Source organism: Amycolatopsis sp. NPDC102522 (genome assembly GCF_055584485.1).
In genome coordinates, this window is the sequence record NZ_JBVJLY010000015.1 from 80,412 (window position 1) to 93,344 (window position 12,933).

Here is a 12,933-nt window from a genome sequence, read left to right on the forward strand (position 1 = left end):
TCAGGGGATGTCGAGCTCGGTGTGCCGGGTGGCGAGGGTGCGAGCGAGCTCGGAAAGTTTGACGTTGAGGTCCTGGGACGTGCGGCGCAGCAGGTCGAAGGCCTCGTCGGCGCTCAGGCCGCGTCGCTGCATGAGGATCCCTTTCGCCTGCCCGATCACGTCGCGGGATTCGACGGCCCGCCGGAGGTGGCTCGACTCCAGTTCCGCCCGGCTCACGGCCTTGGTGCTCGCCAGGGCGAGCGAACCGTGGGTGGCCAGCAGCAGCGCGGTGTCCTGGGCCACGGAGTCGAGAGCGCCGGGGCGGTGGCTGTAGATGTTCAGCGCCCCGGGCAGCCGCGGTGGCGTCGCGTCGGGCACCAGCACGGTGGACAGGATCGCGGTGTAGCCGTGCCGCACGGCGGCCTCGGAGAAGTCCGGCCATCTCTTCTCCGCTTTCAAGTCCTCACTGCGGATGTAACCGGGGCTCCCGCTGTCGGCGGCATCGACGCAGGGGCCTGTCCCGGCGCGATACTGCACTTCGTCGAGCTGCAGGGCCACCTCGCCTGTCGACACGGGGGTGTGGAATGTCCCGTCCGGGGCCCGGAGGGTGATCGACACCAGATCCGCCCCCGGTACCACCCGGTACGCGGCGTCGATGATCTGTTCGAGGACCTGCGCCGGGGTCGAGGCGGCCAGCAACAGGTGGGTGAGCTCGACGAACTGGTCGGACAGCGGCCCCGCGGACGTGTCTCCGCCCGCACCGAATTCGGCCTTGTCGCGCCGCCAGAGTCCTTCGTCCACCATCAGTGACCAATCCCGTAGGTTTCCGTGTCCTTCACCGGATACCCAGTGTCGTACGCGGTCAACCGAGAGCCGGAGGAGTCCGATGTGGACGGTGCCGCTAGGGGGCGACCTGCCTGCGCAGCAGACAGAACACGTTCCCTTCGGGGTCGGCGAGGACGTGCCACGACTCTTCCCCGGTCTGGCCGACGTCGGCGGGCCGCGCTCCGGCGGCGAGCAGCCGCTCCAGCTCCGCGTCCTGATCGCGGTCGGTGGGGTTCACGTCGAGGTGCAGGGCGAGCTTGCCGGGCTTCGGATCGTCGCTGCGGCTCAGGATCAAGGTCGGTTGCGGGCCGCCGAACCCGGTGCCGGGCGGGCCGATCTCGATGTCTTCGCCGTCTTTGTCGATTTCGACATACCCGAGCACTTCGCACCAGAACGCCGCCATCCGGACCGGATCGGCGCAGTCGAGGATCAGTTCGGTGATTCGGCAGGCCATGGGCCGAGGGTAACGCTCACCCCGAGCGGACGACCGGCTTTCAGCCGACGACGCGGACCGTTTCCAGGCCGGGATCCGCGGCGTCGTAGATGAACATCCCCGTCCGGACGCCGGTACGGAGGTACTCGACGATCGCGTCGGTGAACACCTCACCGGGAGCGATCGCCGGTACGCCGGGCGGGTAAGGGCTGATCATCTCGGCACTGACGCGCCCTTCGGCCTTCTCCAGCGGTACGTGCTCGGCGTCGGCGAAGAACGCGTCGCGGGGCAGCATCCGCGTTTCCAGCGTGAGTTCGGCACCGGACGGCAGCTCGACCGGCGGCCGTCGGTCGAAGTCGTGGCCTGCCAGTCCGCGCAAGCCCTGTAGCAGGGCCGAAATCGTTTCTTCGTCGTCGGCATGGGTGATCTGCACCGCGATCCGCCGGTGGTCGGACAGGCCGGTGTGCAGATGACGTTCGGCGAGATGGTCGGCCGCCTGGTAGCCGGTGGTGCCGAGCCCTGCGACGTCGATCACGATCTTGAGCGGGTCGTGCTCGAAGGCCAAGGGGTGGAACTCGTCGGCCAGCGCGTGCAGACCGGAGATGTTGTCGACCTCCTCGCGTACTCGACCGGCCAGCGCCAGCGCCTTGCTCAGCAGCTCTTGGCCGTCTTCGACCATCTGCCGCCGCCAACCGTCGAGGGAGGCGAACAGCAGCGCGGAAGTGCTCGTGGTGCCGAGAAGGTCCTCCCTCGACTTCAGCACATCCGCCGAAACCCTGTCGCCTCTCAAGTGGAACACCGAGGCCTGTTCGAGTCCGCTGCCCATCTTGTGCGTGCTGGTGACGCACAGGTCGGCTTCGCCGTCCATCGCCCAGGTCGGCAGGTCGTCGTGGAACGGATAGTGGGCACCCCACGCCTCGTCGACGATCAACGGCTTGCCCGCGTCGTGACAGGCACGGGCGACGCCGCGGATGTCGGCACAGGTGCCGTAGTCGGTCGGGGTGATCAGCAGCATGCCTTTGACGTCGGGATTCTCCGCCAGCGCGGCCTTGGTCTCTTCCGGGCCGGGAGGATGCGCCAAGTGGTGTTCCTCGTCATACCTGGGCCGGACCCAAACCGGGCGTACGCCGCTGATCACCAGCCCCGCGACGACCGATTTGTGCGCGTTACGGGAGACCAGGAGCCGTTCACCCGGTCCGGCGACGGCGAGCATGGCGCTCTTGACCGACAGCGAGCTGCCGCAGGTGGAGAAGAACGTGTGTTCCGCGTCGACCGCGTCGGCCATGAGTTTCTGTGCCTGCGCGAGGATGCCGTGCGACATCCGCCGGTCGTCCAAGCCGTTGAGGGTGAGCAGATCCGACGCGAACGCGTCCCGGCCGAGCAGCGCCAGCACTCGCGGGTCCGTGCCGCGCCCCTGCTTGTGCCCCGGTGGGGTGAAAGCGAGCCCGCCTACGCGGCGGTAAGCCGCGATGGCTTCCAGCACCGGTGCGCGCGAGTGGTCCATCCTGCCTCCGATCGGCGGCCGAGGGCGGTTTCCTTCGTCGTGGCCCGCGGGTACCCCCTCGGTGCACCGGCGAACCATGGCGCGTTGCCGATGTTTGCCGCGCCCGCACGCCGGGTATCCACGGCTCGTCGACGGGAGGAGAACCATGACGGTCCAAAAGGGACAGGTGAGTCGTCGATGAACGCACCGTCCCTGCTGGAGAACCGCCCGAGTGCCGGGACGCGGCGGCGGAGTGACGACTACTCGCATTGCCGCCCCCTGTTCGAAGAGATGGCGGCCTTGCCCGGCGGCCATCCGGAGCACGAGCGGTTGCGCGAACGCCTGATCCTCGAGCTGCTGCCGATCGCGGAACACATCGCCGCGCGGTTCAGCGGCCGCGGCCAGCCGAAGGAAGACCTGGTCCAGGTCGCCCGGATCGGGCTGATGAAGGCCGTGGACCGGTTCGATCCCTGGCAGGGCGGCGATTTCCTGGCTTACGCGGTGCCGACGGTCATGGGCGAGGTACGGCGCTTCTTCCGCGACACCGGTTGGGCTGTGCACGTCCCGCGCGGGATGCAGGAGCTGCGCACCCGGCTCTCCCGGGGGACCACGGAACTGACCCAGATCCTCGGCCGCGCGCCGACCCCGTCCGAACTCGCCGGTCATCTTGATGTGGACGTCGACAAGGTTCGGGAAGGCCTGCTCGCCGCGAACAGCTACCAGACGTCGTCCCTGGACAAGCCTGTCAACGAGGGCGAAGGCACGCTTCCCCTGTCCGACGTGGTGGGGGAACTGGATTCCCGGTTCGAGCTCATCGAGGACCGCCACACCGTGGTCCCGCTGCTCGAAGGGCTGCCGGAACGGGATCGGGCGATCATCGTGATGCGGTTCTTCGACGGCCTGACCCAGTCGCAGATCGCCGCCCGCCTGGGGATTTCCCAGATGCACGTGTCCCGTCTGCTCGCGAAGATCCTTCAGGACCTGCGAGGCAAACTCAACGTGTAGCGAACAGCTCGCCCAGCGAACTCGTGAGTGGCAAGTGTCGTTCTAACCCCACTTGCCACTCACGACCACCTGGAGCCAGCCGTAGCCAGGACTCACGAGGCGCTTACTGGCAGGCTTCGCAGTCGGGGTCGTCGATGCGGCAAGCGGCACCGTCGGTGAGCGGGAAGTCGAAGTCGTCGAGCGCGGGGACGGCCAGAGCGGTCTCTCCCGGCGTGGCGGTGGCGGACATGTCACTCCCTAGGGATACGGAACGGGTCTTATCTCTCTGTAGCGCTCAAGATCGCCCGTCATTCCGTGACCCGCGCCACAACGACTCAGACGGCCGCCAGCTCCTTGCCGGGCAGCATTCCGTTGGGGATGTCGGTGACCCGCCAGGACTCCACGGCCAGCTGGACCGTCTCGATGGGCGTGTCCAGGAACGGCGCGACGTACGGCACCTTCGCCACGAGCAGCTCACGGGCGGTCTGGGCCCGCTCGCCGTCCAGGATCTCGGCGCGGACCATCGCCTGGAGGAACGGGTCGGCGGGCGAGCCGGTGGAGACGATGACCGAGGCCACCGGGTTACGCCGCAGCGCGGCGAGGGTGCGGCCTCGTTGTTCCAGCACGAGAACGAGGGTGAACAGGTCGGACTCGGCGAAGAAGACGCCGTTCACCCAGGGGCCGGATTCGCCGGCGGTGGCGAGGTACAGCGACTGGTGCGCCGCCAGTGTGGTCCGCGCGAGCGCGGAGACATCGGTCGTGGACATGGCGACAACTAGAACCCGGCGGCCCCGGTCGGCCAAATCGGACAATCCTATCGGGCGATTCCGGCTACTTACTGGCGAGATCCGCCGCCTGGAACAGCGCTTCCGCCTCGTCCACCGCCCCGGCCAGAACACCCGGATCCGCCCGCAGACCGGCGACGATCGCGTCGACCTCGCGCAGTCCCGCCCGCCGCAGCAGTTGCTTCTCGTTGGTGACCCATTCGCCGCGGGCGGCCAGTACCGCGTGCGCCGTCTCCATGGCGGCGGTGGCCAGCGCGCCCGCGACCTCCGTGGCCTGCCCGCGCGGGACGAAGGCGTCACGGGTGTAGCGCAGGGTCAGTTCCGCGCGGCCCCGCCACATCGGCGGAGCCGCTACACGCAACGCGTCCGGGTACTCCGGTCGCGGCAGGTCACCGCGCAGCACCCGGTTGACGGCGAGTTCGGCGAGAGGCAGGTAGCTCGGGACACCGGCGAGGTGGAACATCAGCGGCTCCCAGTGGAACCGGCCTTGCCGCGCTTCGGCGAGGTGGTGTTCGACGGCGTCGAGGTCGCGGTAGTGGACGTCGACCTGCCTGCCGTCGATCGTGAGCCAGGCGCCGCCGTTGAACACCCCGCCGCCCCAGGCGCCGATCTCGGAGACCTCGCCGTCCCAGCCGACGGCGCGCAGGTCTGCCGGTTCGAAGCCGCCGCGGTAGTAGACGGCGAAATCCCAGTCGCTGTCCGGGCCGTGGGTGTTCTGGGCGCGCGACCCGCCGAGGGTGACGGCTTGTGCGGCGGGCAGCGCGGCGAGGTTGTCGGCCACGTGGGCAAGGAAGTTTTCGTCGTTCATGGCGCGAATGATCTTAGTGACAGCCCGAAACCGGCGCGAAGCGATTTTCGTGCCGGTGAATCAGAACGAGATGTTCCCGTGGATGTCGCGGGCTTGGACGACCTTCCCCGACACCGTGCCCGAGATCGTGTTCACCACGCCACCGGTCTCCGCCCGGTTCCCGCCCGCCTCGTCCCATTCGCGGCGAAGCCGTTCGGCGAACTCGGGGTCTTCGGCTTCGGCCGTGGACAACCGTGTCGCGAGTGCGCGGACTTCGGCGGAATCCTCCGCGGCGCCTTCCGCGGCTTCGAGGACCGCCGTCGCCTCGGGGTCGTCGGAGAACTTGTTCTTCACCAGCTTGTACAAGCCGATCACGGAACGGGCCGCGAGTGCGGCGGCGAGAGAAATGAGAACCGGTTCTGGCATCGGATCGCTCCCCGTCGGTCGGGCACGGTCCTCGCTACCGTACCGCTGTCCGGCCGGTTGATGTCGCCCGGACCGAAGTCCGGGCGACCCTGTCATGCGTTAGCAGTTCCACCAGAGCGGGAGCAGCGCGACAACTGTATGAGCAGCATCGAGCGCGGCAAGAATCACAGGGGTGATCAACGTTCTCCTTGGGGCTGTGTAAATAGCGGGAAACCACCTGCCCCCCGACCGGTGGCGAGTCGTAGGGTAGAGATGATCTTGCTATCCCGCAATACCCGCGTTCCCCTGTTTCTACTCTGAGTGGTTCGACCATTCGGGTAACACGTCGTTCGACATGCACCTTTAGTGCAGAATCCGTAACCGTCGGCATGCTTCCGCGCAAACGATCACACTAACGTGGAGAGCGCCGCCCATTCGGTCGAGGGGGCGCGGGGAGAGCGACGGTGTCCTCGTCTCCCGACCTCGCGAGCGGGACGACCGGATCGGGACCGTCGATCTCGGCGACGAGGGTGTCGAGTTTCCCGGCTTTCCGTTCCCTGCCCGTGCCCCGGTAGAGACCGGCCGCCTGGCGCCACGCCCACCGGGCGTCTTCGCGGTTCCCGCTGTCGGCGAGAATCCGCCCCAGCGCCACGAAAGCCCGCGCCCGGCCGTTCACGTGGTTCGCGCGTTCGGCCAGCTCGATGGCGTGCTGGGTGTGCCGTAGCGCGTCGCGGTCCTGGCGCCGGGCGTGCGAGAGCTCCCCCATGACGGTGTACAGCCGCATCGCGGCGGTCAGCCCACGCACCTGGTCCAGGAGTTCGTACGCGGGGCGCTGATGGGATTCCGCGGCGTCCAGGTGCCCGACGGTGGTGAACAGATCGACCAGCGCGGTGTGGGTGGCCACCGTGCCCGCCACGTCGTTCGCCTTCTGTCGAAGTTCGAGGGCGAGCCGGTAATGGGGCAACGCCTCGTGGTGGAGGTCGAGATCGATGAGGGCGTCGCCGAGCCGGTGGGCGGCCACGGCGCGACGTTCCTGATCGCCGATGGACTCCGCGAGCCGCAGGCAGTCCCGGTAGCCGGCGACCGCTTCGGGGAGCCGTCCGGCGTACTGGTGGCGGCGGGCCATGTTCAGCATCACGGTCACCTCGCCCACCTTGATCCCCAGCCGCCTTGCCAGGCCGAGAGCCCGGCTCAGGTACTGGTCCGCGAGGTCGTCCGCTCCGGTGATCAAGTGGATCTCGCCGAGGTCGTTGAGGGACGACGCTTCCGCCTGGATGTTCCCGTCCGCGGCGGCGGACGAGATGGCGACGGTCATCATGCTGATGGCGTCTTCGTACAGTCCGTAGCGCTTGAGCACGTCGATCAGGCAGTGCGGCAGCCGCCAGGCGTAGCCGTGGAGGTTTTCCCGCGCGGCGTGGAAGACCGTGGACAGCAGGTTGGATCTTTCCAAGAGACTCCAGCGGAACGCTTCGGACACGTCGTCGAAGCGGTGTGCGACGCAGCCCGGCTCGATGGGGGGCATCGGCGGCGCCTGCCGATGCGGGAAGGCCGTCCGCTGCGCCGCGTCCGCGCTGTGGAGGTAGTAGGACAGCATGCGGCGCCGGGCCGCCCCGAATTCGTGGTCGTCCCGGATGAGGATGGCCGCGTACCGGTGCAGGAGATCGTGGACCCGGTAGCGGTCGATGTCGGCGGGCTGGAAGATGAGGTGGGCCGAAACGAGCGCGTCCAGTGCGCGCTGGGTTTCCCGGCGGGTGGTGGCGGCCATCGCGGTCAGCGCTTCGACGCTGATCTCCGCCTCGGGATGGACGCCCAGCAGCCGGAAGAGGCGGGCGCCCGAAGGCGGCAACGCCCGGTACGCCAAGGAGAAGGCCGAGTTGAGGCTCGCGTCCGTGCCGTCGCCGTCATCGCCGATGTGCAGCAGGATGTCGGGATCCCGCAACTGGCCGACGAGGGTCGTCAAGGTGGTCCCGGCCCGGTTGGCCGCCCGTTCGGCGATGAGGGTGAGCGCGAGCGGAAGGCCGTCCCCGAGGTGCGCGAGTTGCGCCACGGCTTCCGGTTCCCGCGCGGTGCGCGCGCCGATGCGCCGCACCAGGAACTCGGTCGAGTCGGACACCGGCAAGGTGGTCAGGGTGAGGTTCCGGACGTCGTGGCGGACCGAAAGCGCGGTGAGGCGGCGGCGCGAGGTGATGACCACGACGGATTCGGCCAGCACGGTGAGCAGGGGGCGGACGTGCTCGCTGTCGGCCGCGTTGTCCAGGACGATCACCATCGGGCGCTCGGCGAGAAGCGACCGCAGCTTGGCCTCCCGGCCCGCCGGGCCGGTGATGTAGTTGACCGGGTAGCCCAGGGCGTCGAGAAGGGTGTCGATCACCTCCGGCACTTCCATGCGCGGGCCGGTGCCGTCTCCGTGGAGGTCGATGAAGAAGGTGCCCAAGGCGTGCCGCGAGCTGGTGCGGTGGGTCCATTTCACCGCGGTGGCGGTCTTCCCGACCCCGGCCGCGCCCACGAGGGCGAGCACCGCGGGGCGGGGCTGTCCTTCGTTCGCGCCGGTGAGGAGGTCGAGTGACGCCAGGAGGCCTTCCCTGCCGGTGAAATCGGTGATGTCGCGGGGCAAACGGCGCAGCAGCAGCGGGACGTTCGGTTCGCGGCGTGGAGACAGCAGCGAGGTGCCCGGCGGCGGCGGATCGGTGTTCGTGAAGGAGTCCTGGAAATGGCGGAGTTCGTCGGCGCCCCGATGGTCGCCGTCTGACATCAGTTTCCGGTGAGCCGCGAGATAGTATTCGTCGGCGTCATTGTGCCGCCGCAGTTTGCGCAGCAGGGTCAGCCTGCGCCTTGCCAGCCCGAAGATCAGGCCGTGTTCGCGTTGGAGGTCATTGAGCCTGCGCAGCGCGGGATCGAACTTCTCCAGTCCGATGTAGGCGTCGATCAGCAGGCCATTGGCGGGTATCCATTCGTCGGCGACGACGGAATTCCGCCAGTTTTCCGCCCATTCCGTGTGCACTTCGGCGAGGGGAATGTCGCGCCAGAGCGGAAGGGCGACTTCCAGGAGCGAGCGTATTTTTTCGTGATCGTGTTCGCGGGCGGCCTGGTGCGCGGAAGTGATCAGTTCGCTGAGCCGGAAGTAGTCGATCGACTTACGGTCGACAGTGAGTTGGTAGCCGCCACCGGTATTGTCGAGTCTCGCGTTCGTGTCACTGTCCTGCAAGGTCATCCGCACCCGGTTGGCGTAAGTATGCAGTGTCGCACCGGGATTTCTCGGCCTTCGGTCCTCCGGCCACGCTTGCCTGACGAGCGTCTGGATGGGAATGTGCCGTCCTGCCTGCGCGAGCAGGACGGCGAGGACAGCGTGTTCTTGCGCCCTTCCCCATTGCACGGTCAAACGACCGTGCATCCGTACGATTGTCTGGCCGAGAAATCCGAGCGAAATGAGCTGCTCCACGGGGCCTCCCCTCCCAAGGTGTCACCGAAGTGACTGCGCTCCCGCGGTCGAGTTTCGCAGGTTGACCGGGATATGGCCAGGTCAGCCGGGGACTGGCAGGCATCTGTCAACTCTCTGGCATCTCGTGAAAGGAGCGTGTTATTCCAGGAACAGGAGGCTGACCGACCGGGCCTTCACTCTTTCCGTAGTGACCATGAATCGCTGAAACGAGTGGAGGCGGGAATGGCGGAGCGACTACGAATTTCGTCGGCTGCGGGACAGGGGCGGAGATGACCGGGATCTCCTGGGCGCGCGTGCCGGGAAGCAGGACCGCCGAGCGATGGCTGACCAGGACGGGCTGCCGCCGGGTGCTCGCGGTGGTGCCGCATCTGACCGCGGGCACCCGGTTGGCGGACGTCCTGCCCTTGCTCGAGGCCGATCACCGGGTGCAGGTCGCGTTCACCACACCCGACGGCCCCGACGCCTGGCCGGGTGTCGACGAGTACCTGCGTCGCTCGGGCGGGCTCGTCGTGCCTTGGCACCAGGCCCTGCGGATGCGGTTCGACCTCGCCCTCGCGTCCAGTCACGTGGACATCGACAAACTGGAGGCGCCGGTGATGGTGCTGCCCCACGGCACCGGGGGGATCCGGTCGCGGGTCAGCCCCCAGGGCGCGGGGATCGGTTCGCACCCCAGGGATCTGCTCGTCCGTGACGGCCGGGTGGTCCCGGAGGCGATGGTGTTCGCACACGAAGACGACGCCCGCCGGGTGTGCCGGGCCTTTCCTGAGGCGGCTTCGCGAATCGTCGTCGCCGGTGACGTGTGCTTCGACAGGATTCGGGCGAGTATGCCCTTGCGGCTTCGCTACCGGGACGCGGCCGGGATCGAAGCGCACCAGAAGCTGGTGATGGTCAGTTCGACCTGGTCACCGCATTCCCTGTTCGGCGGGAACCTGGACCTGATCACGCGGCTGGCCACGGCACTGCCCGGGCACGGGTACCGGATGATGGTCGCGTTGCACCCGCTGACGTGGTCGGCTCACGGAGTCCGGCAGATCCGCGCCTGGCTCGCCGAAGCGCTTGAAGCGGGAATCAGGCTCTTGCCACCCGAGGAAGGCTGGCGGGCGGCGCTGGTCGCGTCGGACTGTGTGATCGGGGACCACGGTTCGGTGACGCAGTACGCGGCCGGGCTGGGGAAACCGGTTCTGCTCGAGCCCGGCTCCGTGCTCGACGTCCGGAAGGGCAGTCTCGCCGACCGGCTCTGGAAGATCGCCCCGGTTCTCGACCCGGCGCGGTCCTTGCGGGACCAGGTCGACGAACTCCTCGCCGCCGGTCCCCGGCGTCGCTTTTCGGCCATCGGGAAACGGATCACCTCGATGCCGGGAGAGGCGGCGGCGCGGCTCCGCGAGGAGATCTACCGGATACTCGCCCTTCCCGAGCCGGACCGGCCGGTGCACGTCGCGCCGGTGCCGCTGCTCACCCGAGAAACGCCGGGGACATGAGGGCGCGGGCGTACGGTGCCGCCGTCGAGGTGCGGTGGACGGATGAGCGCGGGGTGCCGGACCACGTGCTGGTGGCCTGGGCGGGCAGGACCCCCGAGGCCTGGCTGCGCCGCGCGGATCTGGTCCTCTGTTCCGCGGCACCGGACGACGCCCGGCGGTGCGCGGATGACCTCCTGACCGCCTTGCCGGGGGCCTCGGTGATCATCGCCGGGGGCCTGATCCGGTTCCGGGATCACCGGCGGGTCGTCGTCCCCGAACAGCGGACCGGATCCGGCATCGACGGCTGGCCTCACTGCTCCGGGGGTGATCCGGAAGAGCTTTGGGTGTCGTCCGCGATCGCCGCGATCCGCGATTCCACCCGATGTGCCTTGAGGTCCCTCGATTTGAGGTAGATGTCCAGTGCCTGCCGGAGATGAGTGCGGGCTGCGTGAGTGTCGCCCTCGCGCAGCCTGCTTTCCGCGAGGCTTTCGAGCGCTTCGGCGTAGTACGGATCCGCGCCGGCCCGGTTCAACGTCGTCGCCGATTCTTCCAGCAGCCGGGAGGCATCGCCGACGCGCCCCAGGGTGAGATAGGCGTTGCCGATTCGCGTCCGGGCTCGTGCGTGCAGGACGACGTCGTCGATCGCCAGCGCTTCGGCGGCCGAGCGCTCCAGGTGACCGATCGCCTCCTGCGGACGGCCCAGGGCGATACTGGCCTCTCCGATCCGCCGCAGATGCAGTGCCACGCCGCGGCGCTGCCCTGATCGTTCCGCGAGGCGCAGGGCACGGGTGAAGTGTTCCAGCGCCTGCCGGTGCTCACCGGTGCTTTGCGCGACGACCCCGAGGTGTTCCCAAGCGGTCGCTTCGCCGCCGACGTCCTCTATGGTTTGCGCGGCCTTCAGAGAGGCCGTGAACTGTATCCGCGCGTCTTCGAATCTCTCGGTGTTGAGGTAGGCGTAGCCGAGCTGGATGTGCATCCGAGCCTCGGCGGCGGGATCCTCGCAGCGCCGCGCGGCGTCCACGGCCCATTTGTGCGTCTTTTCCCATTGGCGGTAATGCTTGCGATAAAGGAAGAAGCCCCACAAGCCTTCGCAGAACTGCCAGACCTCTTTCCACCAGCCCTCGTCGACGGCCGTGTGCATGGTCGCGACGACGTTCGCGAGTTCCTGTTCCACCCAGTCCAAGGCGTCTCGGGTACCGGAGAACTGCGTGGGCAGCTCGCGCGCGTTTTCGTAGCGCGGGCTGAGCCGATGACGGTGTGGGATTATGACGAGGTCCGCCTCGACAACGTTGTCGAGATACCAGTTCAGCATTCTCCGCCTGGCACTCGCCCGGGTCGTCCGGTCTTCCGACTTGGCCGCCTGCTGACGCGCGTGCACCCTGGTCAGATCGTGGAACTGGAATCGGTCGGGCCCGATGTCGGTCAGCAGACTCGAAACGACCAGTGAGTCCAAGGCGTCCTCGGTCTCGATCGCGGGACGGTCGATCGCGGCCGCGGCGAGGCCGATGCCGAAGTCACGGCCCGGGTGGAGGCCGACCAGCCGGTAGAGCCGAGCAGGCTCTGGATCCAGTTCGCCGAAGGAAAGGTCGAAACTCGCCTGTACGACCGGTTCGTCGGCGATGCTGAGGGCCGACAGACGGCGTTTTTCGTCGGAGAGCACGCCGACAAGCCGGGAAATCGGCCATTGGGGCCGGGTCGACAGCCGCGCGGCCGCCACGCACAGGGCGATCGGCATACCGCCGCAGAGCGCCACCAGTTCCCTGGCGCGTTCGGGCTCGGTCATGATGCGCTGTGTGCCGACGGTTCTTTCGAGAAGCGTCAATCCGGCGGCTTCGTCGAGCGGGGTGACGACGAGTACCCGCGCGCCGTCCATGGTCAGGGCGCCGAGCCGCCATCGGCTGGTCACGACGACGACGCTGTCCGGCGAGGCGGGCAGCAGCGGCCGTACCTGCGCGGCGGAATCCGCGTCGTCGGCGAGGACGGCGAACTTCTTTCCGGCGGTGACGGACCGGTACATGGCGGCCTGCTCGGCCATCTCGGTCGGCACCTGCTCGGCGGGGACGCCGAGTGCGCGGAGAAAGCCGCCGAGTACGTCGTCGGGAGTGGTCGGCCCATCGGCGCTGAAAGCACCCAGATTCACGTAAAGCTGGCCATCGGGAAAGCGGTCGACGTGGTCGGTGATCCAGCGTGAGGCGAGTGCCGTCTTCCCCATTCCGCCGGAGCCGGTGATCACCGCCAGCGCGGGCCCTTGCCGCCGGTCTTCTTCGAGCAACCGGTTCAGCGCGGCCAGTTCCCGTTCCCGGTCGGTGAACGACGAGGACACCGGAAGCAGCTGACGCGGGACGACGGGCTTCAT

Annotated in this window: 11 protein-coding genes; 2 read left to right on the forward strand and 9 right to left on the reverse strand. The window is 68.2% G+C overall.

Annotated elements, in window-relative coordinates; genetic code table 11:
• The 3 genes from ACZ6YV_RS29610 to ACZ6YV_RS29620 form a co-directional block, all read right to left on the reverse strand.
• Positions 1-783: a GAF and ANTAR domain-containing protein gene (locus tag ACZ6YV_RS29610; protein WP_465512722.1), complete on the reverse strand. Its 783-nt coding sequence runs from the start codon at positions 781-783 to the stop codon at positions 1-3.
• 97 nt (positions 784-880) lie between these two features.
• Positions 881-1,258 (reverse strand): VOC family protein, encoded by a 378-nt coding sequence (locus tag ACZ6YV_RS29615; RefSeq protein ID WP_465512723.1) that lies wholly within the window; start codon positions 1,256-1,258, stop codon positions 881-883.
• A 40-nt stretch (positions 1,259-1,298) separates the two neighbouring features.
• Positions 1,299-2,741 (reverse strand): aminotransferase class I/II-fold pyridoxal phosphate-dependent enzyme, encoded by a 1,443-nt coding sequence (locus ACZ6YV_RS29620; RefSeq protein WP_465512724.1) that lies wholly within the window; start codon positions 2,739-2,741, stop codon positions 1,299-1,301.
• Between the two features lie 177 nt (positions 2,742-2,918).
• On the opposite strand from ACZ6YV_RS29620, the gene ACZ6YV_RS29625 reads away from it, so the two are divergent.
• A complete protein-coding gene (locus ACZ6YV_RS29625; protein WP_465512725.1) occupies positions 2,919-3,725 on the forward strand; it encodes a SigB/SigF/SigG family RNA polymerase sigma factor in 807 nt (268 codons plus the stop codon).
• Positions 3,726-3,828: 103 nt separating this feature from the next.
• Here the strand turns inward: ACZ6YV_RS29625 and ACZ6YV_RS29630 are convergent, their stop codons facing one another.
• The 5 genes from ACZ6YV_RS29630 to ACZ6YV_RS29650 form a co-directional block, all read right to left on the reverse strand.
• Positions 3,829-3,954 carry a hypothetical protein gene (locus ACZ6YV_RS29630; protein ID WP_465512726.1) on the reverse strand — a complete coding sequence of 42 codons (126 nt, stop codon included), beginning with the start codon at positions 3,952-3,954 and terminating at the stop codon, positions 3,829-3,831.
• An 85-nt stretch (positions 3,955-4,039) separates the two neighbouring features.
• On the reverse strand, positions 4,040-4,471 hold the full coding sequence (locus ACZ6YV_RS29635; RefSeq protein ID WP_465512727.1) for a pyridoxamine 5'-phosphate oxidase family protein: 432 nt from the start codon (positions 4,469-4,471) through the stop codon (positions 4,040-4,042).
• A gap of 64 nt (positions 4,472-4,535) precedes the next feature.
• Complete coding sequence (locus ACZ6YV_RS29640) at positions 4,536-5,297, reverse strand: nucleotidyltransferase domain-containing protein (RefSeq protein ID WP_465512728.1); 762 nt, start codon at positions 5,295-5,297, stop codon at positions 4,536-4,538.
• A gap of 60 nt (positions 5,298-5,357) precedes the next feature.
• Positions 5,358-5,702 carry a hypothetical protein gene (locus ACZ6YV_RS29645; protein ID WP_465512729.1) on the reverse strand — a complete coding sequence of 115 codons (345 nt, stop codon included), beginning with the start codon at positions 5,700-5,702 and terminating at the stop codon, positions 5,358-5,360.
• A gap of 391 nt (positions 5,703-6,093) precedes the next feature.
• Positions 6,094-9,072 (reverse strand): AfsR/SARP family transcriptional regulator, encoded by a 2,979-nt coding sequence (locus ACZ6YV_RS29650; protein ID WP_465512730.1) that lies wholly within the window; start codon positions 9,070-9,072, stop codon positions 6,094-6,096.
• 317 nt (positions 9,073-9,389) lie between these two features.
• Between ACZ6YV_RS29650 and ACZ6YV_RS29655 the strand changes: the two genes are divergently transcribed.
• Positions 9,390-10,598 (forward strand): hypothetical protein, encoded by a 1,209-nt coding sequence (locus tag ACZ6YV_RS29655; protein WP_465512731.1) that lies wholly within the window; start codon positions 9,390-9,392, stop codon positions 10,596-10,598.
• Between the two features lie 289 nt (positions 10,599-10,887).
• Here ACZ6YV_RS29655 and ACZ6YV_RS29660 read toward each other — a convergent pair whose 3' ends face one another.
• Complete coding sequence (locus tag ACZ6YV_RS29660; RefSeq protein WP_465512732.1) at positions 10,888-12,933, reverse strand: ATP-binding protein; 2,046 nt, start codon at positions 12,931-12,933, stop codon at positions 10,888-10,890.